Annotated in this window: 21 protein-coding genes and 1 pseudogene; 6 read left to right on the top strand and 16 right to left on the bottom strand. The window is 62.1% G+C overall.

Going from position 1 to position 22437, the window contains the following annotated elements; genetic code table 11:
- Positions 1 to 4: 4 nt before the first annotated feature.
- The 4 genes and pseudogenes from PHF15_RS09935 to PHF15_RS09920 all read right to left on the bottom strand — a co-directional run bounded on the left by PHF15_RS09935 (position 5) and on the right by PHF15_RS09920 (position 4666).
- Complete coding sequence (locus tag PHF15_RS09935; RefSeq protein WP_300120743.1) at positions 5 to 709, bottom strand: response regulator; 705 nt, start codon at positions 707 to 709, stop codon at positions 5 to 7.
- Positions 694 to 1981: pseudogene (locus tag PHF15_RS09930) on the bottom strand (multifunctional CCA addition/repair protein). The gene PHF15_RS09935 and the pseudogene PHF15_RS09930 overlap by 16 nt, the downstream one beginning before the upstream one ends.
- Position 1982: 1 nt before the next feature.
- On the bottom strand, positions 1983 to 2666 hold the full coding sequence (locus PHF15_RS09925) for a glutathione S-transferase family protein (RefSeq protein WP_300120741.1): 684 nt from the start codon (positions 2664 to 2666) through the stop codon (positions 1983 to 1985).
- A gap of 5 nt (positions 2667 to 2671) precedes the next feature.
- Positions 2672 to 4666 (bottom strand): lytic transglycosylase domain-containing protein, encoded by a 1995-nt coding sequence (locus PHF15_RS09920; RefSeq protein ID WP_300120740.1) that lies wholly within the window; start codon positions 4664 to 4666, stop codon positions 2672 to 2674.
- Positions 4667 to 4702: 36 nt separating this feature from the next.
- Between PHF15_RS09920 and PHF15_RS09915 the strand changes: the two genes are divergently transcribed.
- Together PHF15_RS09915 and queA are read left to right on the top strand one after the other, a co-directional pair.
- Positions 4703 to 5275 (top strand): 5-formyltetrahydrofolate cyclo-ligase, encoded by a 573-nt coding sequence (locus PHF15_RS09915; RefSeq protein ID WP_300120768.1) that lies wholly within the window; start codon positions 4703 to 4705, stop codon positions 5273 to 5275.
- A gap of 5 nt (positions 5276 to 5280) precedes the next feature.
- Positions 5281 to 6432 carry a tRNA preQ1(34) S-adenosylmethionine ribosyltransferase-isomerase QueA gene (gene queA / locus PHF15_RS09910; RefSeq protein WP_300120738.1) on the top strand — a complete coding sequence of 384 codons (1152 nt, stop codon included), beginning with the start codon at positions 5281 to 5283 and terminating at the stop codon, positions 6430 to 6432.
- Positions 6433 to 6444: 12 nt separating this feature from the next.
- On the opposite strand, the gene PHF15_RS09905 is transcribed toward queA, so the two are convergent.
- The 3 genes from PHF15_RS09905 to PHF15_RS09895 form a co-directional block, all read right to left on the bottom strand.
- Positions 6445 to 6876, bottom strand: coding sequence for a c-type cytochrome (locus PHF15_RS09905; RefSeq protein ID WP_300120736.1), 432 nt, complete (start codon positions 6874 to 6876; stop codon positions 6445 to 6447).
- 97 nt (positions 6877 to 6973) lie between these two features.
- The gene (locus PHF15_RS09900; protein ID WP_300120734.1) at positions 6974 to 7348 is read right to left on the bottom strand and encodes a type II toxin-antitoxin system VapC family toxin; all 375 of its coding nucleotides are present in this window, start codon (positions 7346 to 7348) and stop codon (positions 6974 to 6976) included.
- Positions 7345 to 7575 (bottom strand): AbrB/MazE/SpoVT family DNA-binding domain-containing protein, encoded by a 231-nt coding sequence (locus PHF15_RS09895; protein WP_300120732.1) that lies wholly within the window; start codon positions 7573 to 7575, stop codon positions 7345 to 7347. Before PHF15_RS09895 ends, PHF15_RS09900 begins: the two co-directional genes overlap by 4 nt.
- Positions 7576 to 7762: 187 nt before the next feature.
- Here PHF15_RS09895 and tgt point away from each other — a divergent pair, with 187 nt between their 5' ends.
- Positions 7763 to 8968: a tRNA guanosine(34) transglycosylase Tgt gene (gene tgt, locus PHF15_RS09890; RefSeq protein ID WP_300120765.1), complete on the top strand. Its 1206-nt coding sequence runs from the start codon at positions 7763 to 7765 to the stop codon at positions 8966 to 8968.
- 64 nt (positions 8969 to 9032) lie between these two features.
- Here tgt and PHF15_RS09885 read toward each other — a convergent pair whose 3' ends face one another.
- The 9 genes from PHF15_RS09885 to PHF15_RS09845 form a co-directional block, all read right to left on the bottom strand.
- A complete protein-coding gene (locus tag PHF15_RS09885) occupies positions 9033 to 10301 on the bottom strand; it encodes an FIST N-terminal domain-containing protein (protein ID WP_300120730.1) in 1269 nt (422 codons plus the stop codon).
- Positions 10302 to 10334: 33 nt separating this feature from the next.
- Positions 10335 to 11042, bottom strand: a complete 708-nt coding sequence (locus PHF15_RS09880) for a PhaM family polyhydroxyalkanoate granule multifunctional regulatory protein (protein ID WP_300120729.1) — start codon at positions 11040 to 11042, stop codon at positions 10335 to 10337.
- Positions 11043 to 11130: 88 nt separating this feature from the next.
- A complete protein-coding gene (locus tag PHF15_RS09875) occupies positions 11131 to 11766 on the bottom strand; it encodes a hypothetical protein (RefSeq protein ID WP_300120727.1) in 636 nt (211 codons plus the stop codon).
- 131 nt (positions 11767 to 11897) lie between these two features.
- Positions 11898 to 14216, bottom strand: a complete 2319-nt coding sequence (locus PHF15_RS09870) for a TonB-dependent receptor (RefSeq protein WP_300120725.1) — start codon at positions 14214 to 14216, stop codon at positions 11898 to 11900.
- 67 nt (positions 14217 to 14283) lie between these two features.
- Positions 14284 to 14805, bottom strand: a complete 522-nt coding sequence (locus tag PHF15_RS09865) for a copper chaperone PCu(A)C (protein WP_300120723.1) — start codon at positions 14803 to 14805, stop codon at positions 14284 to 14286.
- A 109-nt stretch (positions 14806 to 14914) separates the two neighbouring features.
- Positions 14915 to 15328, bottom strand: a complete 414-nt coding sequence (locus tag PHF15_RS09860) for a DUF2946 domain-containing protein (protein ID WP_300120721.1) — start codon at positions 15326 to 15328, stop codon at positions 14915 to 14917.
- Between the two features lie 28 nt (positions 15329 to 15356).
- Entirely contained in the window at positions 15357 to 15872 is a 516-nt protein-coding gene (locus tag PHF15_RS09855; protein WP_300120719.1) for a copper chaperone PCu(A)C, read from the bottom strand.
- A 167-nt stretch (positions 15873 to 16039) separates the two neighbouring features.
- Positions 16040 to 16414 carry a DUF2946 family protein gene (locus PHF15_RS09850; RefSeq protein WP_300120718.1) on the bottom strand — a complete coding sequence of 125 codons (375 nt, stop codon included), beginning with the start codon at positions 16412 to 16414 and terminating at the stop codon, positions 16040 to 16042.
- 80 nt (positions 16415 to 16494) lie between these two features.
- Positions 16495 to 17262 carry an FCD domain-containing protein gene (locus PHF15_RS09845; protein ID WP_300120716.1) on the bottom strand — a complete coding sequence of 256 codons (768 nt, stop codon included), beginning with the start codon at positions 17260 to 17262 and terminating at the stop codon, positions 16495 to 16497.
- Between the two features lie 162 nt (positions 17263 to 17424).
- On the opposite strand from PHF15_RS09845, the gene PHF15_RS09840 reads away from it, so the two are divergent.
- The 3 genes from PHF15_RS09840 (at position 17425) to PHF15_RS09830 (ending at position 22417) form a co-directional block, all read left to right on the top strand.
- Positions 17425 to 20208, top strand: coding sequence for an FAD-binding and (Fe-S)-binding domain-containing protein (locus tag PHF15_RS09840; protein ID WP_300120715.1), 2784 nt, complete (start codon positions 17425 to 17427; stop codon positions 20206 to 20208).
- 78 nt (positions 20209 to 20286) lie between these two features.
- Positions 20287 to 21948 carry an L-lactate permease gene (locus PHF15_RS09835; protein WP_300120714.1) on the top strand — a complete coding sequence of 554 codons (1662 nt, stop codon included), beginning with the start codon at positions 20287 to 20289 and terminating at the stop codon, positions 21946 to 21948.
- Positions 21949 to 21964: 16 nt separating this feature from the next.
- Positions 21965 to 22417 carry a universal stress protein gene (locus tag PHF15_RS09830; RefSeq protein ID WP_300120712.1) on the top strand — a complete coding sequence of 151 codons (453 nt, stop codon included), beginning with the start codon at positions 21965 to 21967 and terminating at the stop codon, positions 22415 to 22417.
- Positions 22418 to 22437: the final 20 nt, after the last annotated feature.

Below are 22437 nucleotides of genomic sequence, written 5' to 3'. Positions count from 1 at the left end.
ACAGTCAGGCGCTGTGGGTTTCCAGCATGTAGCCCAAACCGCGCACATTGCGAATGTTCAGGCCCGAATCCACCAATTTGCGCCGCAAACGATGGATGTAGACCTCCAGCGCATTGGACGCCAGCGCCCCGGGCTCACCGGGCTCGCTTTGCCAGCTTTCCAGCACATCCTCGCGGCTCACCACGCGCCCGGCGTGCGTCACCAGCAACGACAACAGGGCCCACTCGCGCTGGGTGAGTTCCAGCGCCTCGTCGCCGAGCCAGGCTTGCGGCAGCTGCGCATCCACCCGCAACGGCCGCTCACCATGGCTGCTGGCCAGTTCCAGCGAGCCGCCAAAAGCGGGAAGGCGCGCGCGCCGCAGCAAGGCGCCCAGGCGGGCCTGCAGCTCGGCCATGTCGAAGGGTTTGGTGAGGTAGTCATCAGCACCGGCGTTGAGCCCCTGCACCCGGTCATCGACGCCGTCGCGCGCCGTCAGGATCAGCACCGGCAAGGCGGGCAGGCGCTTGCGCACCCAGCGCAACAATTCCATTCCGCTGATTTTGGGCAGGCCAAGGTCAAGCACCACGCCGTCAAAGCGCTGCGTCTCCAGAAAAACTTGCGCGGCCTCGCCATCGGCCGCAGCCGTGACGCCGTGACCCGCCTGGGCAAGTTGCGCGCACAGGCCGTCGCGCAGTAATTCGTCGTCTTCAATGATCAGCAAACTGGACATGGTGCAAGCATACCCGAGGCGTCATGAAGCCAGCTGCACCGCAGCGACCCGGGCCTGGTGAATCAGATCACCGATTTTTTTGCCACTGGCCCCCGCTGCAGCGGCGTTTTCGGCAATGGGTTTGGTTTCGACGGCCCGCACGACAGCCAGCACATCGCGCAGTCGCTGGCGCTGCGGATAAGGTGTTTCAGCGTAACCCAGGCGCCCCCGGGCATCGCATTCGCAGGCCAGCAAGGCCTGGCCAAAGCGCTCGGGCTTGCGCAAGGCGTCGCAGCGCTCCAGCAGCCGCACCAGTGCGGCGGCATCCAGCATGGGTGAGCGGTGGATGTTGCTGTGCTCGCGCGCCACCACGTCGGCGAGTTCGCGGCAGTCGGTGGGCACACGCAGGCGCTCGCACAGTTCCCTGAGCAACTGGGCGCTGCGCTGTTCGTGTCCCAGGTGCCGCGGCAGGATATGCAGCGGCGTGTTGCCCTTGCCCAGGTCATGTCCCAGGCAGGCAAAGCGCACTGGCAACGGCGCCTGCAGGCGCGCGCTCATGTCGAGCACCATCATCACGTGAACGCCGGTGTCCACTTCGGGGTGGTAATCAGCGCGCTGCGCCACGCCCCACAGTCCATCCACTTCGGGCATTAGCCGGGCCAGCGCGCCGCAGTCGCGCAGCACCGCGAACATGCGCGAGGGTCTGCCCTCCATCAGGCCGCGCGCCAGCTCCTGCCAGACGCGCTCGTGCACCAGCTGATCGACCTCGCCACTGGTCACCATCTGGCGCATGAGCTGGAGCGTCTCTTGAGCCACCGTGAAGTCGGCAAATCGGGCGGCGAGGCGCGCCACGCGCAGGATGCGCACCGGGTCTTCGCGAAACGCCGGGCTGACGTGGCGAAACACCCTGGCCGCCAAATCTTGACGGCCGCCATAAGGGTCGATCAGCTGGTGCGCGTCCCATTGGCCATCTGGGCGAACATGGCCCGCCGCCACCGCCATGGCATTGATGGTGATGTCGCGCCGCGTCAGGTCTTCTTCCAGCGTCACGCTAGGCGCCGCGTGAAAGGCAAAGCCGTGGTAGCCCGGCGCAGTCTTGCGCTCGGTGCGCGCCAGCGCGTATTCATCATGAGTTTGCGGGTGCAAGAACACCGGAAAGTCTTTGCCCACCGGCACAAAGCCCTGCGCCAGCATGTGCTCCGGGGTGGCCCCCACCACCAGCCAGTCGCGGTCGGTCACGGACATGCCCAACAGGGCATCGCGCACGGCACCGCCAACCAGGTAAGTGCGCATCTCAGCGGTGCAGGCGGTAAGGCTCTTCAAAATCCAGGAAATCCTGCTCGGCCAGCGCGCCATCGATCCAGGCCTTGACACCCGGCAGAGCGCAAACCCTCTGCACATAGGCCCGCACGTCGTCAGGCAGCGGCAGCGCGTAGCTGACCAGGCGCGTGCAGACCGGCGCAAAGTAGGCATCAGCCACGGTAAAACTGCCAAACAGCAGCGGGCCGCCGCTGGCCCGCAGGCACTGCTGCCACATTTCCACGAGGCGCGCCACATCGGCGCGCACGGCAGCCTGGTCGCGCCAGACCAGTGCGCCCGCATCCGGCAGGCGGGCCTCGATGTTCATCGGGCAATGGCTGCGCAGCCCGCTGAAACCACTGTGCATTTCGGCACAGAGGCTGCGCGCCCGGGCGCGAGCCGCCTTGTCTGCCGGCCACAGGACTTTTTCGGGGAACCGCTCGGCCAAATACTCGGCAATGGCCAGCGTGTCCCAGACCACCAGGTCGTCATCCAACAACAGCGGCACCTTGCCGGTGGGCGACAGCGGGCGCAGCGTGGCCTTGAATTGCGACTGGGGCGTGAAGGCGTCAAAGCGCACCATGACTTCTTCAAACGCGATGCCCGCCTGGGTCAGCAGCACCCACGGCCGCATCGACCAGGACGAGTAGTTTTTGTTGCCGATGTAGAGTTTCATCATGAGGTTCAGGGCAGGTCGCGGTTCACCGGCAGCGTGCCATCCATCGGCCCGACCTGCCCCAGACGGGCTTTCAGAGACTGGGTCTGGCCGCTGATCATGGCAGCGTAGATGGTGGTGTTGGCCAGCACTTTCTTGACGTAGTCGCGGGTCTCGGCAAAGGGCACGTTTTCTGCCCAGATGGCGGCTTCGAGCACTGGCGCGCCGGTCTGGCCGCGCCAGATGCGCGGCCGACCCGGGCCGGCGTTATAGGCGGCAGCGGCCATTGGCATGGAGCCGGAAAAATCGTCTAGCACCAGCTTGAGGTAGCCGGTGCCGATGGCGATGTTGGTGTCGCGCTCAGTAATTTGGTGCGGCCTGAAGCTGGTCAGGCCGATTTTTTTGGCGGTCCAGCGCGCAGTGGCCGGCATCACCTGCATGAGGCCGCTGGCGCCCACACCGGAGCGGGCATCCATGATGAAGCGGCTCTCCTGGCGGATCAGGCCATAGACGTAAGCCGGGTCGAGCCCGATGGCGCGGCTGCGCGCCAGCACAGCCTGCTGGTGCGGCATGGGATAGCGTTGCGTGAGGTCGATCACATTTTTGGTGCGTTCGCTGGTGTTGATGCATCGGTCCCACACCTCATGCTGGCAAGCCAGATCGGCGGCGGCCAGCAACTCGCGGTCGCTCATGCCTCCGCGCGTGTGCAGGTTGGTGCTGTAGTTCCATTCGCGCACGCCCTCGCTGCGCAATCCCAATGCAATGGCAGCCAGCGCCCGCTGCAAACCGGCGTTGGCGCGGGCGGCCTCTTTCTCGGCGGCGCTCAGTGCTTCGGGCAGCGCCGACGGCGTGATGGACTGGCCGAGTTCTTCCAGCGCCAGCATGTTGTAAAAACCGCCCACACCGGCAATGCCTTGCAACAAGGCGGCGGACTGCGTCCGCTCGGGTTCGGTTTTGGCCAATTGTTTGAGGGCGCGGGCGCGCCAGTAAACCCAGGCAGCGTCTTGGCGCTGGCTGTCGTTCATGGCCTCAGTGGCGGCAGCCACCTGCTCCCAGTTACCCACCCGCAGCGCCGCGCGCGCTTTCCAGGCGAGGTGGTCGGCCTGCATCAGATTGTCTTGTCCCTTCATGAAATAAGCCAGCGACTTGTCAGACTGTCGCATGGCAGCGTTCTTGCCGATCACACCCCAGACCCAACTGCGCTCTTCCTGACTGAGCTGGGTCTTCCAGCGCAGCTTGTCGATTTCAAGGGCTGCAACGTCGGGATCTTTGACCGCGAGGCGAATCATGGCCAGCGTGACCAGCTCTTTGGTGCGCAAACGCAGCGCCAGCAGCCTGCCCTGAAGATAGTGCCCGGGATTGCCGTAGATTGCGCTCACCGTGTTGGCCCATTCGGCGTCCAGCAGGCCAACGGCCTGGACCGCCATACGCTGGTTGCCATTCTCCATACCCAGGCGCGCACGCAACCAAGCTGTCTGAGGTTGGAGTTTTCTGGCCTTGAGTTGCTGTTCTGCGGCGGCCGCACAACCGTCATCGGCATCGCGCTGGGCCAACCACAAGTCCTCAACTTGTTGGGCCACATCGCGTTCACTTGACTTGAAGTCTGTCAGCAATGCGTAGCACTGGACCGAACGATCATCATTCATGCGGAAATTTGGGTACTCAGCCATGAAAGTGCCCCATTCCTGCCGTTGGCCCAGCAGCAGCAACCAGTCATTGCGCAAGCGGTCTTCCTGGTAGGTGCCGGCAAAGCGGTTCAAGAAACCGCTGATCTCGTCGGGCGCTGCTGTCTCGAGCCGGGCGCGCAGCTCCCAGTAAGCGGCCCAGGGTGCCAGCACATGGCCACTGGCACGCGGCAGCAGTCCGGTCAGGCGCGTTGACTGGCCTTTGTTGAAGGCCTCGCGCATCTCCAGGATGATGGCATCAGACGCGCTCATGCCGGGCGTCACGCCCTGCGCCTGCGCCGGCAGACCATACAGCGTGCCGAGCAGGCTAATCAATGTCAAAATCGTTCGGAACTGCATGTGGTGATTATGAATAAATCTGACGAACAAAAGGCCATTGAGAAAAAAGCTTTGCGCAAGCGGCTGGTTGAGCAACGCCTGCGCATGCCGGACCGCTTGCAGCGCATTGCCATGCTACAGCAGGTGATGCGCATCTGGCTAGTGGGCCGCCCCGACACCGTGATCGGCGCCTATTGGCCCATCAAAGGTGAATTTGACCCCTTGCCAGCCCTGCACCGCTGGAAGGAAGACGGCGAACTCATCGAACAACAACAACTGCGCAAAATTGGACTGCCGGTGGTGGACAAAGTTCACAAGACCCTGGCTTTTCACGCCTGGTACCCCGGCTGCCCGATGGAAGAAGACGCCTACGGCATCCCCAAACCCAAAGACACCGAAGTCATCACCCCGACGCTGCTGTTTGTCGCCTGCGTCGGCTATGCGCCCGGCGGTTATCGCCTGGGGTATGGCGGCGGGTTTTACGACCGCACCCTGGCCGCCTTGCAGCCGCGCCCGTTCACCGTGGGCCTTGGCTTTGGCACTGACTTCTTGCCTGACTTCGAGCCGGAGCCGCATGACTTGCCGATGGACGCCATCCTGAACGACCACGGCGTGGTGTGGCCGGTGTAATCAACATGCCGTACAACCCCAAGCCAACGCGAACTTTTTGTCTCAGCGACTTCGATTTTGAACTGCCCCCCGAGCTGATTGCCCAGCATCCGGCGCCCGAGCGCAGCGGCTCGCGCCTGCTCGATGGCACCGGCGCCAGACCAGTTGACCGCATCTTCAAAGACCTGCCCGCGCTGCTCAAGGAAGGCGACCTGATGGTGTTCAACGACACCCGCGTCATGAACGCGCGCCTGTATGGCGAAAAGGCCAGCGGCGGCAAGCTGGAGTTGCTGATCGAGCGCGTGCTCGGCGGCAACCAAGTGGCGGCGCACCTGCGCGTGAGCAAAAAGCCTGCCATTGGCGACACGGTCTCGCTCATCAACGCGCCGGGTCATTCAGACCACCTGAGCGCCACGCTGCTGGGGCGCTGGCCCGATGCCGATGGACCGCTGTTCCGCTTTGTGCTGTCCAACGACGTGGGCGACGATCCGTTCACGCTGATGGCGCGCCACGGCCATGTGCCGCTGCCGCCCTACATCACGCATGCCGATTCGGCAGAGGACGCCCGGCGCTACCAGACCGTGTTTGCCAAAAACCTCGGCGCTGTGGCCGCGCCCACCGCCGCGCTGCATTTTGATGAAGCACTGCTGGCGCGCATTGACGCCAAGGGCGTGCAGCGTGCCCATGTCACGCTGCATGTGGGTGCCGGCACGTTTCAGCCGGTCAAGACCGAAAACCTGTCCGAGCATCAGATGCACAGCGAATGGTACGAGGTTCCGGTGGCGACCCAGCAGGCCATCGCCGACTGCCGCGCGCGCGGCGGGCGCATCATTGCTGTTGGCACCACCACAGTGCGCACGCTGGAGTCCTGGGCGCTGGATGGAAAGGAAACGGGGGTCAGAGCCGAATCTACACGTCATTCGGATCTGACCCCCATTTCTCGAACCCCTTTTTCATCCGACACCCGCATCTTCATCACGCCAGGCTTCGAGTTCAAGCTGGTGGATGCGCTGGTCACCAACTTCCACCTGCCCAAGTCGAGCCTGATGATGCTGGTGAGCGCGTTTGCTGGCTATGAGCACATCATGGCGCTGTATCGCCACGCCATCGAACAGCGTTACCGTTTCTTCAGCTATGGCGACGCCATGCTGCTGAGCCGCGCGAGCAGCGCGGCTTGAAGCCTGAAACGCTCAGCGGACCTGTAGCCGGTTGATGTATTCAATCAGCGCCAGAATGCGCGCCCGGACCAAGGCCTGCGCGTCGAAACTGCCTCGCGCTTCCAGAAGGTTCTGGGCATTTTCAGCCTGGTAGGTCCGACCCCAGATCGGCATGTCGCGCGTGCCATGGCTGGGCACGTTGGCGCCATCGATCACCTCGTACATCCGGCCCATCGGCAGAATGCCCTGGTTCTTTTTGGCTAACTGGGTCAGGTCGGTTGGGCTGACCCTTAGCAACTCCCGCAAAGATCCGTTGCCTTTGCCGTCCGCGCCGTGGCAGACCGCGCAATTGGCATCGAACTCCATCTTGCCAAGGTCGGTTTTTGCCCGTTGCGCAAATACCGCACCGCTGCACAGCGCCAGCGACACGGCCATGAGAGAGACTTTCGCATATGAACTTTTCATGATGATGCTCCTGAGGGTTGATTGGCAGGAAACATCCTAGGACGGACAAACGCGGCCCTCATTGCGAATTCTCATATTGCTTCACGATTCGTCAGGCTCAGGGTTTGGCGAAATAGTTCACCCCTGGCAAATCCTGGTAGTCCACATCCTGCGTCCAGAGGGTGGCGCCCAGTTCAAGCGCCATGCTGTACATCATGGCATCGGCCATGGCAAGTTTGTGCTGCTGGGCCACGTCGGCAGCAGCCACCGCACGTCGGTCGGTGATGTCGAGCACTCGCCCCAGACGCATCACATCCAGGCACTGCGCCACTGCATCCGGCGGCACTTTGCGGCTTAGCTCTCGGTGGACCTCGTACAGTGCAATCACTGGCACCAGCAAGATGTCGCGCTGTTCAATCACTGGCTTGAATTTGGGACCATTGACTCCTGCCAGAAAAAACTCGATCCACCCAGAAGAATCAACCAGGTTCATTCAAACTCCCGATCGGGCTCTTTCTCAATTTCCAGATCGGCCGGGTCCAAGTTGTACTTTTTCAATAAACCGTAATACGCACTCATCGGCAACTCGGGCTTGATCACCAGCTCCTGCCCGCGCAGTTCGAACTGGATGCGGGAACCCGGGCCGATGCCCAACTTGGCCCGCATGGCAGCGGGCAAAGTCACCTGCCCTTTGCTTGACACAATCGCTTCAGCTTGCATGACAAATCCTTTACCGTTAGAAAAGTAAAGCGAATCATAAACGTAAAGCGATGCACTTGTCATTTCAGGCACGACAGATCAAAGACAATACCGCCCAAGTTCCTTTCCGCTTTGCTCCATCGCCATGACACACGATCACGCTCACCCCCACGACCATCCTCACGATCACCCGCACCCACCCCAACCCGTGGTTCAGTTCGACCTGCTGCGCACTGACCCCCCGGTGCCGGAGACCGGCTACGCGGGCAGCCACGCCCGCCGCGGTACCCTGGTGCTCAACCACGGCATGGTGCAAACCCCGATTTTCATGCCGGTCGGCACTTATGGCACCGTCAAGGGCGTGATGCCGAGCAGCCTGGAAGACATGGGCGCGCAAATCATTTTGGGCAACACCTTCCACCTGTGGATGCGACCGGGGCTGGACGTGATGCAAAGTTTTGGCGGCCTGCACGACTTTGAGCGCTGGACCAAACCGATCCTGACCGATTCGGGCGGTTTTCAAGTCTGGAGCCTGGGCGCCATGCGCAAAATCACCGAGCAAGGTGTGCATTTCTCTTCGCCCGTGAACGGCGACAAGCTCTTCATGTCACCCGAAGTGTCGATGCAGATCCAGACCACGCTGAACTCCGACATTGCCATGCAGCTGGACGAATGCACGCCCTATTTGTCGGTGGAACCCAAAACCAAGGGCCAGATCACCACCGAGCAGGAGGCCCGGACCTCGATGGAAATGAGCCTGCGCTGGGCCAAACGCAGCCAGGACGAGTTCGCCCGGCTGGAAAACCCCAACGCCCTGTTCGGCATTGTCCAGGGCGGCATGTTCGAGGGGCTGCGGCAAGAGTCGCTGGAACAGCTGGTGGCGATGGACTTTCCCGGCTACGCCGTGGGCGGCGTGAGCGTGGGCGAACCCAAGGACGAGATGCTGCGCATCATGGCGCACACGCCGCACCGCCTGCCCTGGCACAAGCCGCGCTACCTGATGGGCGTCGGCACCCCCGAAGACCTGGTCGAGGGCGTGGCGCAAGGCGTGGACATGTTCGACTGCGTGATGCCCACCCGCAACGCGCGCAACGGCACGCTGTTCACGCGTTTTGGCGACCTGAAAATGCGCAACGCGCGCCACAAGGCTGATCACGGCCCGCTCGACGCCACCTGCACCTGCTACACCTGCAAAGGCACCACCCGGCCTAACGGCACCGTCAGCGGCGGCTTTAGCCGGGCCTACCTGCACCACCTGGACCGCTGCGGCGAAATGCTCGGCCCGATGCTCGCCAGCATCCACAACCTGCACTACTACCTGAACCTGATGCGCGAGGTGCGCGCCGCGCTCGATGCCGGCACTCTTGGCGCTTTCAGACAGCAGTTCAAGATGGATCGGACGCGCGGGGTGTGAATTTTGAATTTATCCTTGCAAATCATGGAATGAAACTCCATATTTGCAAGGATAAGCAGGCGATTTATTTGCCCGTAAATACCGTCAGCACCCCGGTGTAGCCGTAGAGGTGGTGGCGGGCAATCTCGCCACCGGCAAAAAACCCGACCAGCGGCACGTCGCCCAGCGCCCGGCGGATGATCTGCAACTCGGCGCTCGGGCCGCCAAAATGGGCGCCGCCGCGACCGGTGCAGCTCACGTAAATGGCCCCGGCAATGCCGCGGGCAGCATGCGGTGCGGCGTCGATCTCGGATTGCGCCAAGGCGGTGGCGGTTTCCAGTGCCTGCTCTTGCGGCTCCAGTTCTTCACGGATTTCGGCACAGACCCGTATCAGGTCGGCACGCGCGGCCTGCACGTTGCGCTGGCAAAAGGCCAACTCCATGCCCTCGGTCACGACATCGGCCACCGCCACACCGGCGCGTGCGGGGTCGAGGCCGATGATGTGGCGCACCAGCACATCGGGGCCGAAATTGCCGGTGCGCGTGATGGTTTCCGGCGCATCAGCCAAACTGGCGGGCTCGGTCAAACCGACCAGCGTGGCGCGCACGGCTTGCAGCGCTTCGCGCGGCTCGTCCAGCGTCACATTCAACTCGCGCAGCATCACCTGCAAGGCGGGCTCATCATCGAGCGTGAGCACCACATTGCGCTCGGCGCCGGTGACCCGGTGCGCGCGCTTGATCGGCAGGCAGCCTTGGGTAACGCGTGACACCAGCGTCACCTCGGGCCCAAAAGCGACCCCGCTCAAGCCACCGCTGAAAACGCCGCTGGACTTGCCCTGGCCCTTGACAGTGCCATCGGCGGCCACCGCAAACTGCACCGCCGCGCCGCGGCTGGACGCCAGGCCGCCGAACACATAGCCGGAGTCGGTGCGGGCGGCCAGCTCCTCGATCAGCTCCGCCACATCGGGGGTGTGGCCGTCGGCATGAACCAGCGCGGTGTGCGCCTCAAAAGCCAAGCCTAGCGGCGCCACGCCCGAGAACACGCGGTACTGGTCGCTGGGCAACTCCAGCAGCATCAGCGCCAGCGCGGGCTCGTCAAAATATTCGACGTTATTGGAGGCAATGCCCACGCCCACGGTGCCAGACCAGTCGGTGATCTCGGGCAACTCGGCGCTCAGGTGCTCCAGAATCTCCTGCGCATGGGCCGCGTAGTGGTCGGTGATGTAGAGCAGCGCCAGCGTCGGGTTGGCGGCGTAGCCGTGCAATGCCATCTGGGCGCGCAACTGCGCCAGCGCCAGGCCGGCGGCCATGCCCCACTGCGGGTGGGTGGCGTGCGCGTAGGGAAACAATTTCATGCCGACACTGCCCTGCTATTCACACGCACGGCCTCAGCGGCCGCGCGCGCCGGTTTTGTTGGCTGCTTTTTTGACCGCTTTGGCCGGCACTTTTTTCGCTGCTGTTTTTTTGGCGGGCACCTTTTTGACCGCCTTGACCGTTTCCTTGACCACTCCTTTGGCCAGGTTCTTGCCCATGTCCATCGCCGTCGCCTTGCCGGCTTCCTTCATGGCGCCGGCCGCAATGTGCTGGAACTGCTGGGTCAGCGCCGTCCACAACTGCATCGGGTCAACCAGACCCGCCGCAGCAGCAGATGCCGCCGGCTTGACGGCAGCGCCTACTTTTTTGGCCACTTCTTCGGTTTTTCCAGCCACGTCTGCCACCGTCTGAACCGTGGCTGCGGCCTTCTCAGTGACCTTTTGGACGCCGGAGGCCACCGTGTCGGCGGCCTTGAGCTTGAACGCATTGGCCATATCGCCCATGCTGAAGTTCATGCCCTTGAGGGTGGCCAGCGTCATTTTCTGGACTTCGAGCGCCTGCACCGTGGCACCCAGCGCCTTGGAGTTTTGATCGAGCCAGAAATGCACCGCCTTGAGCTCATTGATGCGCTTGTCCAGTTCTTCTTCGTTAAGCGAAGGTGCGATCCAGTTGGCCATGTTGGGCATTTGCGGCACCGCCTGCGAGGCGCCCTTGGCCAAGTTCTGCAAAAAGTCAAAACCAGGGACAAATTTACCGAAGCCTTCGTTTTGCGAATCACTCATGATTTTCTCCTAAGCGTTGTTGTCGTGGCACAGGCAACAGCTTAACGCAAAGCCCGCGCCTCCTCCATGCGCCCTCAGGAAAATACATTCAGACCCCAACCATCTGCCCGCGACGCGCGGCCGAACTGGCCGTCATGCCGGGAATCAGCTCATGGGCGCGCAAAGCCACACTGCTGAATCGCGCCCGGTGCGGTTTGCGGTCTTGCAGATAGTCCAGCTTGCGCATGGCGCTGAACACGCGCGACACGGTCTCGGGCGCGGCATCCAGAATGTCGGCCATGTCGCTGAGGTTCGGCAACGCGCACTCTGATATGGTCTTTGCGTCGTGGTTCACACTGTCGGCAAACATCAACAGCAGACACTTCACGCGCTGCGACGCCGACCCGGTGCGCAGGCTGACCACTTCACGGCAACGCTGGTGGGCCACCACCACGGTTTCCATCAGGATGTGCATCATCTCGGGGTCGCTGGCCTGGACCGGGATCAAAGTGACGGCGGTGAGTGCGCGCATGCTCAAGGCATCATCGGTGCCCACCCACTTTTCCACACCAATCACATCACCCGGCAGTGCCAGCCGCATGAATCGGCTGACCTCGCCAGGCTGCGCGCTGTCAATGCGCAGCGCACCCGTCTTCACGCGCCACATCTGCGCCAGGGCCGGCACTGCCAGGCCCTCACGGGCGCTCAAGCTGTGACTGGACAAGTTGAATATTGCCGTGCTCATGGGCTCTCCTTGATAGATAAAAAATTGGCCTGCAGCTCTTTTTCAAAATGCCAAAAAAGCCATGTTTTCAATAGCATCGATGACATTGACCACCAAGCCCGCAAAGGCGTCGAAGGCTTGGGGTTCAAGCATCAGAACTTGACATTCATACCGACATAGATCGAGCGGCCCATGCCGGGCACGGCGGTACCCCACTGCGGGTAGTTGGGCAACGCCGGGTTGGTCATGGTGGTGCCCTGGCCGGTGTAGGCTCCGCCAGTGGGCAGGGAATAGAGCGTGTCAAACAGGTTCTCTACACCCAGATCCAGCCGGACGGTCTTCCACGAATAGCTGGTGCGCACATGCACCAGGCTGTAGCCGGGGGTCTTGATCTCGTTGCGCACAGCGGAGACATCGGTCTTGGCCTTCACCGCCACCAGTTCCAGGCTGTTGTCCCAGCCGCCCGCCTTTTGCGTCACGGCCAGTTTGGCATTCAGGGGCATGATGTTGTACAGGTTGCCGCCCGTGGTTTCATTGGTGCCTCGGGTGTAGTTCAACAGGCCCTTGAAGCCGAACTCACCCCAACCGGTTTTAGCCAGCGGCATGTGGCCGGACACATTCGCGCCGTAAAGGCGCGCCGACTGGTTCATGTACTTCATCACGCTGAACTTGTCGGTGACCAGGGTGGTGGCGGGTGTGTTGGTGGTGGCGTTCCACTGCACCGCGTCGATGTAGTCGTCCACCTGCGTGTAAAACGGCGTGGCCTTGAAGCCCCAGCTGCTGTCTGCAGCGTGCCAGTCGAAGGTGGCGCTCAAGGTGTTGGCAGACTCGGGCTCGAGGGCAAGGTTGCCCACATAACCGTTGCCGTCGCCGACAAAGTTGTTCATCAGCGCGGCCATTTGCCAGGTGGACCAGGTAAAACGCTCGTACACATTGGGCGAACGAACCTTGTGGGCAAATCCGAATTCGATGTCGTAATTGGCATTGGCGGTGTACTTGGCCAGGGCGGTGAGATCAACATTGTTATCGGTGCTGGCGTGGCTCTTGGCGTTGAAAGCATCCGCGTCACGCCCCTGAAAACCACCGCCTGCAGGGCTGTAGCCAGCGGCTTGGCCTGCATCCGACCTGACCTGCTCCACGCGCACACCGACCAGCGTCATCCACTGCGCGCTTTTACGGGTTTCCAGTTCCGCAAACAGCGCCCTGCGGTCACGCTCGCCGTTCTTGATGTTCCAGAAGGTTCCCGGTCCCATGCCAGCACCTGACGCTGGCCACCAGTCGTCCAGGCGGTATTGCAGCAACTCAGCGCCGGCACGCAGCCGGTTTTGCGAGTTCAGGATCACGTCAGCCTTGACGCCAAGGCCGGTGGTTTGGCCTTCTGTGTACATCGGCATGCCGGCAGCACAACTTGTGGGTCCCATGCCATAGACGGGCGCAGCGCACGGTGCGCCGTCCAAAGCGGCACCACCGCCAGACGCCATGCCATACCAGTAGCGCTTGTCAGGGCCGAAATCCATGAAGTGGTCCACGTTCTCCTGGTAAGCGCGCGCATCCAGCGAACCCCAATCAAACTGGCCAAGGTAGTGCAGGTTCAGGCTGTCCTGCTTGTTGTGGAGCATGTCCATGCGCTGGCTCGGATAGAGCTGAAACGGCAGGTCCTGAATGCCCACCTTGGCCTCCAACAGATGTTTGTCATGTTTAAAGGCCAGCCCCAGCGTGTGGTTGCGGGTTTCATATGCGGTGGAACCCACCTCGTCGCGGGCCAGCGTGTGGCCGATCCGGCCGGTGAAGTCATAGGTTTTGAAGTCGCCGCCTGCCGTGTAGTTGTCAGCTTTGCTGGTGGCCCCGCTGTAGCTGATGTTGAACGTTTCTGTGGCGTAGCTGGCCGAGAGATTGGCTCCACTGGCGCTGTTGTTGCTGCGGTAGAAGGTGCCTGCCTCGCCTTTGACAATGGCGTTTTGCCCGGGCGCGGCGAATTCCGGTGCGAGTGACTCTGCCGTGATGGTGCCGCCAATGCTGTCACCCCCGCTGCTGACCGGCGCGATACCGGCATAGACCGTGAGCGCGCCGACCTGGGTCGGGTCGATGTACGACAGCGCCAGGTTCATGTGGTTGGGGCAGGATGCAATCAAATCCATGCCATTGACCTTGATGCGCAGGCGGTCATCGGCCAGGCCATTGATGGCGGGCACGCTCGACACACCACCGGCACCGTACAGGCTCAGGCCGGGCACGTCCACCAGCAGACTGGCGGTGTCACTGGTGGCAGGCAGCCTGGCGGCCATGCTGGCCTTGTCAACGGTCATCCCAACCGGGGACTGGCTGGCATCGAGCCTGCTGGCATTGACCGTAATGGCTGGCAGCGTGCTGGTGACCGTTGCTTGCGCCAGTGCCTGGCTGCATTGCAGGCAGAGCACGGGAACGGCCAGCGCCATGACGCTGGCGAATGGATGGTGCTTAGGATAAGACATGGTAATTTCCTTGCGGCGCAGAATGGTTTAAGAAGTGAAGAATCAGAGGCAACGAGATGCCGTTTTTTTAGTGCGCCAAATGGCTGGCCGCCGCATCACGCGGCGTTTGCACCCAGACTTGCACGGTCTGGCTACCGGCATGCTCAAAGTTCAGGGTCAAGGTGAACCGATCGCCGTCTTTCAGGGTTGCCTTCAGATCAATCAGCGTGAGCTGGTAGTCGCCGGTGTGACGCAGCCGGGTGACGGTTTTGGCTGGCAGGTCAATCGCCTCGACCTGCTTGCCAAGCAAGCCATCGGCATCTGTTTTCAAGCTGTGCAACTCAACTTTGGCAGCCAGCGGCGTGCTCGCACCCAGCAAACGATCGGGGCGAGCGCCCGCATTTTTGATGCCGCGCAAGTACGCCTTGCCGTGCGGTTCCCCCGGCGCACTGGGCACGGCGTAGGGGTGATCGAGCTGCAAGTCACCTGCGGACACGCCATGGGCATAACCGACGGTGGACAGACTGGCCAGCCACAGCAGCAGCCCCAAAGCGAGGCCGATGTTGAGGTGCGTCAACCAGCGCGCCAGCGTGAATTCTGAAAGTTTCATGGTGAATTCCTGAGTCCATAGACAAAAACGCGTGCCAAGCGCAAAGTGCGCAGCACAGGGCATGCCCTGGCTGCGTCCACGCATAACCCGAGGCGGGGGGTGAGGAAACTCAGAGCGCGGGCGGGCCGCGTGGCTGCGCTGCCGCAATGCTTTGGGCAGGCCGGGTGTGAACCGGTGGCGCTCCCGGCCGCACAGCGTGGCCGGGAGCGACAAAAAACAGGCTTGTGCTGGCACTGGGCGGAGCCAGCCGGTCGGCCATCAGCAGGCAAAACGGGCAATGTTCAAAAACCGTGGGCTGGCCCGACCCACCAGCGCTGTTGTCGGGTGTGGCCGTTGCACCGGGCGCGCTGGTACAAATCTCAACCCAGGAAGCCGGCGCACCCGCACGCTCACCAGCCAAGGCGCGCACGGCATGCGACACGCTGGGCGCCAGCGCAGCAAACAGCGCCAGGCACACAGCCAGCCACAACACCCAGCGCCGGTAGTGCCGGTTCATGACAGTGTGATGCCGTGCGGGGGACATGCCGGGGGTTAACGGTTTGGCAGGTGATTTACTTGGCCGCCGGTTTGTCGCCATGCATGTTGTGCATGCTGTGATCCATGGCGGCGGGCTTGCCCATGCCGCCAGGCGCGCTCATGGCCACCGGCAGTTTGAGCTCTTGCTTGATCTCAGTGCCTTTGGCGTCTTTGAAAATCAGCGTCACTGGCACGGTGCTGCCGTTCGTCAAGGGCTCTTTCAAGTCCATCAGCATGACGTGGTAGCCGCCGGGTTTGAGCTCAACGGCTTTGCCAGCGGGCAAATCCAGGCCGCCTTTGAGCTCGGCCATTTTCATCACGCCAGCTTCCATTTTCATCTCATGCACTTGCGCGACGCCTGCCACAGGTGAAGACGCGCCCACCAATTTGGCACCGGCATCGGCGGTGAGGGTCATGAAGGCGCCGGTGGCCATTTGACCTTTGACGGTGGCGCGCGCCCAGGCGTTTTGCACCTCGACCGCGTCATGGGCAAACGCGCACAAGGTAGACGCGGCCAGCGCCACGGCAGTCATCAGTGATTTGAATTTCATGGGGTTCCTTCAGGATTAAAAGGTCGGGACGACCGACAGAGTGACAGAAAAACGGGGCTTACGCCGTTACCGGAAAAGCACGAATAACCGGCGTTTGTTGGCGTTAGCGGGGTTGGCTTCAGTCAACCCGAAGAACAACCTGCCGGACGCACCGTAAAACAGGGCTATCAGGCTTTGGGGGGCGCGCGCGCAGGTGGTGGCGCGGCGGTCAGGGCGGCGATGATGGCCGCTGGAATGCTTTGCAGCACATGACTCAGAGGCTGTGTTGCCTCCAACGTATTCAACACGAAGGGGGGTGGCGCACCACCCACCAGGCACAGCGGGCAGAACAGGGTGTCACCGGTGTCGGATGAGGCTGCAGTGTTGACCGTGCCGTCGTCAGCCAGCACCACCTTGAGCATGCCCGCGCCGGTGCAGATCACCAGCTCTGTCGGCGGGTTGACCATGGGTGAGGCCACGGCCGCCCCCAGCGTCAGGGCTAACCACAGCAGGGCCAGACGGGCCAGCCAGGGTGCGTTGCGCAGGGTGTGCAGAAGGTCCATGGGGCGCGATTATTGCACCTGGGCGAGCACTTGGTGTAGACGACACACTTTGGCCTGTTGCCGACCTCGCCGCTCCTTGGTCAGGTCGCAGCCGTTTCACCCAGGCGCCTGAGCGCGCTGGAGCGACGTTCCTCATCGAGTGCCTTGTCCTCAATGCCCTGGCGCACAAAGTCAATGTGTTCGCTGGCGGCCGAGGCCGCATCTTGCGGCTTGTGCTCGCGAATGGCCTGCCAGATGGCGCGGTGCTGTGCTCGCAACTGTTGCCAGCGCTGCGGCCGGGTGTGCAAGTGCACCAGATTGTTGGCCACATGACCGTGGATCACCCGCATCAGGCTGGCCGTCAGGTGGCCGATCAGCACGTTGTGCGAAGCCTCGGCCACAGCCTGGTGAAAGGCCACGTCGGCATCGATACAGTTGGCCAGATCATCCCGGTCGTAGCTGGCTTCCAGCGCCGCATAGACCGCGTCGAGCCGGCTGATGTCGATGTCAGTGGCACGATCGGCGGCCAGCGCGGCAGCCTGGCTCTCCAACATTTGGCGCACTTCGAGCAGATCACGGTGCAGCATGGGATTACCCTTGAGCATGTCCTGCCAGGGATCGACAAAATGCGCCTCCAGCCGATCCGTGACGTAAGTGCCGCCGCCATGGCGCGTGCTCAGCAGGCCCTTGGACACCAGTTGCTGCATCGCCTCGCGCAGCGAGGGGCGCGACACGCCCAGTTCCAGCGCCAGCGTCCGCTCTGACGGCAAGCGGTCGCCAGGCTTGAGCGAGCCTTCAAGGATTCGCTTCTCGAGTTCGCTGGCAACAGAGTCAGCCAGGCGGGTAGCTGCAGGGCGTCGTGGGTTCATATTGCAATAAATGGTCAGACCAATTGCATCATATTTCAAAACCCTTTTGAAAATAACGCATCAGATCCTAGGGTAAACCCTAGTTCACAGGCCAACTCATAAAATTTACAGTCGCTATTGGTAATACCACTTTACCAAAAAAATAATAAAGGAGACAAATCCATGAGCCAATTATTGGACGTGCTGGCGCGCATTCTGCCGCCCAAACAGGTCATCAGTGACCCGCTGCGGCGTCTGGCCTACGGCACCGATGCCAGCTTTTATCGCCTGACACCCGAAGTGGTGGCGGTGGTCGAGTCCGAGCAAGAAGTGCAGGCGCTGCTGCAGGTCACACGCACGCTGGGTAGCCCGGTCACGTTTCGCGCCGCCGGTACCAGTTTGTCGGGCCAGGCCGTCACCGATAGCGTGCTAGCCCTGATTGGCGAGGGTTTTGCCACTTGCGAGATTGGCCCTGATGCTGCCACGGTGCGCGTCGGCCCCGGCATCATCGGTGGCGAGGTGAACTTTCGCCTGAGCCAGCACGGGCGCAAGATCGGCCCCGACCCGGCATCCATCAACGCCTGCAAGATCGGCGGTATTGCCGCCAACAATGCTTCGGGCATGTGCTGCGGCACGGCGCAAAACAGCTACCGCACGCTGGCCGGCATGCGTGTCATTCTGGCCGACGGCACGCTGCTCGACACTGAAGACGCCTACAGCGTGGCCAGTTTTCACCAGAGCCACGCCACCCTGCTGGATGACCTGCAACACCTGGGTGAGACCACCCGCGCGGACGAGGTGCTGGCAGCGCGCATTCGCCACAAGTACAGCATCAAAAACACCACCGGCTACAGCCTCAACGCGCTGGTCGATTTTGCCGACCCCGTCGACATCCTGGCGCACCTGATGATCGGCTCCGAAGGTACCCTCGGCTTCATCTCGCGCATCACTTACCAGACGGTGAATGAGGACCCATTCAAGGCCAGCGCGCTGGTGTTTTTCCCGAATATCGAGGTGGCCTGCAAGGCGGTGATCGGGCTCAAACCCAAGCCGGTGTCGGCGGTCGAACTGCTCGACCGCGCCTCCCTGCGCTCGGTGCAAGACAAGCCGGGTTTGCCCGCCATCATGCGCACCCTGAGTGATGAGGTCGCCGCGCTGTTGATTGAGGTGCGCGGCGAAACGGCCATGGCGTTGCAACTGCGCATGGATGCGGCGTTGGATGCCTTGCGCGGTATCGAAACCATCGAACCTCCGGTGTTTTCAACCGACCCCGCCACCTGCGAGATGTACTGGAAAGTACGCAAGGGCACCTTCCCGGCGGTGGGGGCGATGCGCCGCACCGGCACCACGGTCATCATCGAAGACGTGGCGTTTCCGCTGGCGACTCTGGCCAGTGCCACGCTCGATTTGCAGGCGCTGCTGCGCAAGCACGGTTACTTTGAGGGCATCATCTTTGGCCACGCCCTTGAGGGCAACCTGCACTTTGTCTTCACGCAGGATTTCTCGGTGCAATCCGAGGTGGACCGCTACGCCCGCTTCATGAACGACATCTGCACGCTGGTGGTGGACAAGTACGACGGCTCACTCAAAGCCGAACACGGCACCGGCCGCAACATGGCGCCGTTTGTCGAAAAAGAATGGGGCACACAGGCGACCGGATTGATGCGCCGCATCAAGCAACTGTTTGACCCGCAAAACTTGCTCAACCCCGGCGTGATCCTGAACGATGACCCGCAGGCGCACCTGAAAAACCTCAAGCCCATGCCGGCCGCCGAAGAGCTGGTGGACCGTTGTATTGAATGCGGCTTTTGCGAGCCGCTGTGCCCGTCGCACCGCCTGACCTTGTCGCCGCGCCAGCGCATTGTGAGCTGGCGCGATCTATCCCGACGCACGGCGACGGGCGAGAGCGTGGCCGATCTGGAAGCCGACTTTGCCTACTATGGCCTGGACACCTGCGCCGGCTGCGGCCTGTGCTCAACGGCCTGCCCGGTCGGCATCGACACCGGTGCCCTGACGCGCCTGCTGCGCGGCCGCGGCATGGGCAGCACATCGCACAAGGTGGCGCAATGGACGGCGGACAACTTTGGCAAGGTAGCCAGCGCCTCGCGCCTGGGGCTTGGCCTCGGGCACGTGGCCTCCAGCGTGGTCGGCGACAAGGTGCTGGGCAAGCTCTCGGGCGGCAAGTGGAAACGCGGCATGCCGCATGCCGGCAAAACGCCCGAGGCATACCAAGGCGAGGGTGACCCGGTGGTCTATTTCCCGGCCTGCGGCGGGCGCATTTTTGGCGCCAACACCGCCAATGAAGCGACCCTGCCCGAAGTCATCATGACCCTGCTGGTGCGCGCCGGCTACAAGCCCATCCTGCCCGAGGGTTTTGACAAACTCTGCTGCGGCCAGATGTTGGAGAGCAAGGGCATGGCCGAGGAGGCCGACGAAATGAGCGATGCCGTGACGCAAGCGCTGTTAAAAGCGGCGGACGACGGCCACGGTGGTTACTACCCGGTTCTCATGGATGCCAGCACCTGCTCGGTTCGGATGCAGAAAAAGCTGGCGGGTAGCCCTTTGCAACTGCTGGACTTTCACGAATTTGCCCACGACGCAATGCTGCCACGGTTGTTCATCACCAAGAAGCCCGGGCCGGTGGCGCTGCACATCAATTGCAGTGTGCGCCGCACCGGCTCCGACGCCAAACTGCGCCGCGTGCTGGCGGCCTGCGTCGAGCAGGTCATCGAGCCGGCGGGCGTCACTTGTTGCGGCTTTGGCGGCGACCGCGGCTTTGCCGTGCCGGAGCTCAATGTGCATGCGCTGCGCAAGGTGCATGACGCCTTGCCGGCAAGCTGCTGCGAGGGGGTTTCGACCAACCGCACCTGCGAAATTGGCCTCACGGCTGAAACCGGCCGACCCTACCACGCCCTTGCCTACCTGCTTGAAGAATGCAGCCGGGAGGAGGTTGCCATGCTCTGCTGAAGTCGCGAGAACTTTTCCGCGCGCATGGTCTGACCAAGGCCACACGCTTCATTTTTCAATTTATTCAAGGTGGTTTTTATGGTTTGGCAACAGGTTTACGATCCATTTGGGAACATGGTGATTTCTACCCTGCTGGCGGCAATACCGGTGGTGGTGATGCTGGTGGCGTTAGGCTTCATGCACATCAAGGCCCACATCGCCGCCGGCCTGGGCCTGCTCGCCGCGGTGGCGGTGGCGGTTTTTGCCTACGGCATGCCAGCAAGCATGGCAGGCACCGCCGCCATGTATGGTGGCTTTACCGGGCTTCTTCCCATCGGCTGGATTGTGCTCAACATCATTTTTTTGCAACAACTGGCCGAGCAAAACGGCAGCTTCAAGGTGTTGCAGGCCTCACTCTCGAACATCACCGATGACCGGCGCCTGCAACTGCTGCTGATTGCCTTTTGTTTTGGTGCGTTCTTCGAGGGCGCCGCCGGCTTTGGCACACCGGTCGCGGTGACGGCTGGCATTCTGATCGGCCTGGGCTTCTCGCCGCTGGCCGCATCGGGCCTGAGCCTGATTGCCAACACGGCTCCAGTCGCCTTTGGCGCGCTGGGCACGCCGGTCATTACATTGGCCAGGGTGCACGGCTATGACCTGATGGAAGTCACCGCGATGATCGGGCGCCAACTGCCCGTCTTCTCCCTGATGGTGCCATTCTGGTTGATCTGGGCCTTTGCCGGCCGCAAGGCGATGATGGAAATCTGGCCCGCCATTCTGGTCACCGGCCTGTCATTTGCCATCCCGCAATACCTGGTGTCGAACTTCATTGGCCCGGAACTGGTGGACATTATTGCCGCCATTGTCTCGATGGTCTGCCTGATCTTGTTCCTGCGCGTCTGGCAACCCAAGAAAATCTGGACTTCGCCCTCCATCAAAGGGCACGACATCAGCGCCCATGACGCCAGGCCACCAGAACCGGCTTTGAAGTATTCCAGAGCGCAATTGATCGAGGCTTGGACACCCTGGGCGATCCTGACCGTGTTTGTGTTTGTCTGGGGCCTGCCACCCGTCAAAACCTTCCTGAACAATATCTTTGCACCCAAGTTCGTGATGGAGGGCCTGCACAACCTGATCATGAAAATGCCGCCGGTGGTGCCAACGCCGCATCCTGAGGCAGCGGTCTATGTGCTCAACCTGCTGTCCGCGACAGGCACCGGCATCTTGCTGGCCGCCGTCATCGGCGCGCTGGTTATGAAGTACAAGCCGATGGAAATCGTGCGCACCTTTGGTCGCACCTTCTGGCTGGTGCGCTATTCGCTCATGACCATTGTGCTGATGCTGGGCCTTGGCACGCTGACGCGTTTTTCGGGTACCGACACGACACTTGGTCTGGCATTCGCCAACAGCGGTGTGTTCTACCCGTTCTTTGGCACCTTGATGGGCTGGATTGGCGTGGCCATGACGGGTTCGGACACCGCCTCCAATGTGCTCTTTGGCGGTATGCAGCGGGTCGCAGCCGAGCAACTGGGCCTGTCGCCCAATCTGATGGGGGCAGCCAACAGCTCGGGCGGGGTGATGGGCAAGATGATCGACGCACAATCCATCGTGGTGGCATCGACTGCCACACGCTGGTTCAACCACGAGGGCGATATTCTTCGCTATGTGTTTTTCCACTCGATTGCGCTGGCTTGTCTGGTCGGTCTGTATGTGACGATGCAGGCTTACGTCTGGCCCTTCACCCTGATGGTTGTTCACTAAACTTAAGGAAATAGACATGCACAAACGAATTTTTGTCGCTATCGACAACAGCAGCACGGCGCAAAAGGCGCTCAATGAAGCGATTGAACTGGCCGCCGCATTGGGCGCCGAACTCTGCATCGGCACGGCGCTGGACGAAGCCCCGCTGTCCCAGCACGGCATGGGCCTGGGTTCCTACATTGACGTCGACAAGATTAAGCAGGAAATGCGCGCTGCCGGCGATGCCCTGCTCGACCAGGCTGCCGCCATAGCCAAGGAGGCGGGCTGTGAGCCGTACCGCATTCTGATCGAGTCAGACAACAAGCGCCTCTCGGACATGATTGTGGATGCGGCCACCCAATGGAATGCCGACCTGATCGTGATGGGCACACACGGCCGGCGCGGCTTTGAGCGCCTGCTGGTCGGCAGCGTTGCGGAACATGTGATTCGCATTGCCACCACTTCGCTGCTGCTGGTTCGCGAAAAATAAGCCCACGCTGCTTTGGAGCG

The sequence above is a fragment of the Rhodoferax sp. genome (assembly GCF_028689295.1).
GTDB lineage: Bacteria > Pseudomonadota > Gammaproteobacteria > Burkholderiales > Burkholderiaceae_C > Rhodoferax.
Note: the sequence above shows the minus strand (reverse complement) of the source record. Positions and strands in the feature narration are given on the sequence as shown.

Excerpts from the sequence above, each read along its gene's own strand:
- PHF15_RS09935 (WP_300120743.1), bottom strand. The coding sequence starts at position 709 with ATGTCCAGTTTGCTGATCATTGAAGACGACGAATTACTGCGCGACGGC.
- PHF15_RS09925 (WP_300120741.1), bottom strand. The coding sequence starts at position 2,666 with ATGATGAAACTCTACATCGGCAACAAAAACTACTCGTCCTGGTCGATG.
- PHF15_RS09920 (WP_300120740.1), bottom strand. The coding sequence starts at position 4,666 with ATGCAGTTCCGAACGATTTTGACATTGATTAGCCTGCTCGGCACGCTG.
- queA (WP_300120738.1), top strand. The coding sequence starts at position 5,281 with ATGCCGTACAACCCCAAGCCAACGCGAACTTTTTGTCTCAGCGACTTC.
- PHF15_RS09905 (WP_300120736.1), bottom strand. The coding sequence starts at position 6,876 with ATGAAAAGTTCATATGCGAAAGTCTCTCTCATGGCCGTGTCGCTGGCG.
- PHF15_RS09900 (WP_300120734.1), bottom strand. The coding sequence starts at position 7,348 with ATGAACCTGGTTGATTCTTCTGGGTGGATCGAGTTTTTTCTGGCAGGA.
- PHF15_RS09895 (WP_300120732.1), bottom strand. The coding sequence starts at position 7,575 with ATGCAAGCTGAAGCGATTGTGTCAAGCAAAGGGCAGGTGACTTTGCCC.
- PHF15_RS09885 (WP_300120730.1), bottom strand. The coding sequence starts at position 10,301 with ATGAAATTGTTTCCCTACGCGCACGCCACCCACCCGCAGTGGGGCATG.
- PHF15_RS09880 (WP_300120729.1), bottom strand. The coding sequence starts at position 11,042 with ATGAGTGATTCGCAAAACGAAGGCTTCGGTAAATTTGTCCCTGGTTTT.
- PHF15_RS09875 (WP_300120727.1), bottom strand. The coding sequence starts at position 11,766 with ATGAGCACGGCAATATTCAACTTGTCCAGTCACAGCTTGAGCGCCCGT.
- PHF15_RS09870 (WP_300120725.1), bottom strand. The coding sequence starts at position 14,216 with ATGTCTTATCCTAAGCACCATCCATTCGCCAGCGTCATGGCGCTGGCC.
- PHF15_RS09865 (WP_300120723.1), bottom strand. The coding sequence starts at position 14,805 with ATGAAACTTTCAGAATTCACGCTGGCGCGCTGGTTGACGCACCTCAAC.
- PHF15_RS09860 (WP_300120721.1), bottom strand. The coding sequence starts at position 15,328 with ATGTCCCCCGCACGGCATCACACTGTCATGAACCGGCACTACCGGCGC.
- PHF15_RS09855 (WP_300120719.1), bottom strand. The coding sequence starts at position 15,872 with ATGAAATTCAAATCACTGATGACTGCCGTGGCGCTGGCCGCGTCTACC.
- PHF15_RS09850 (WP_300120718.1), bottom strand. The coding sequence starts at position 16,414 with ATGGACCTTCTGCACACCCTGCGCAACGCACCCTGGCTGGCCCGTCTG.
- PHF15_RS09845 (WP_300120716.1), bottom strand. The coding sequence starts at position 17,262 with ATGAACCCACGACGCCCTGCAGCTACCCGCCTGGCTGACTCTGTTGCC.
- PHF15_RS09840 (WP_300120715.1), top strand. The coding sequence starts at position 17,425 with ATGAGCCAATTATTGGACGTGCTGGCGCGCATTCTGCCGCCCAAACAG.
- PHF15_RS09835 (WP_300120714.1), top strand. The coding sequence starts at position 20,287 with ATGGTTTGGCAACAGGTTTACGATCCATTTGGGAACATGGTGATTTCT.
- PHF15_RS09830 (WP_300120712.1), top strand. The coding sequence starts at position 21,965 with ATGCACAAACGAATTTTTGTCGCTATCGACAACAGCAGCACGGCGCAA.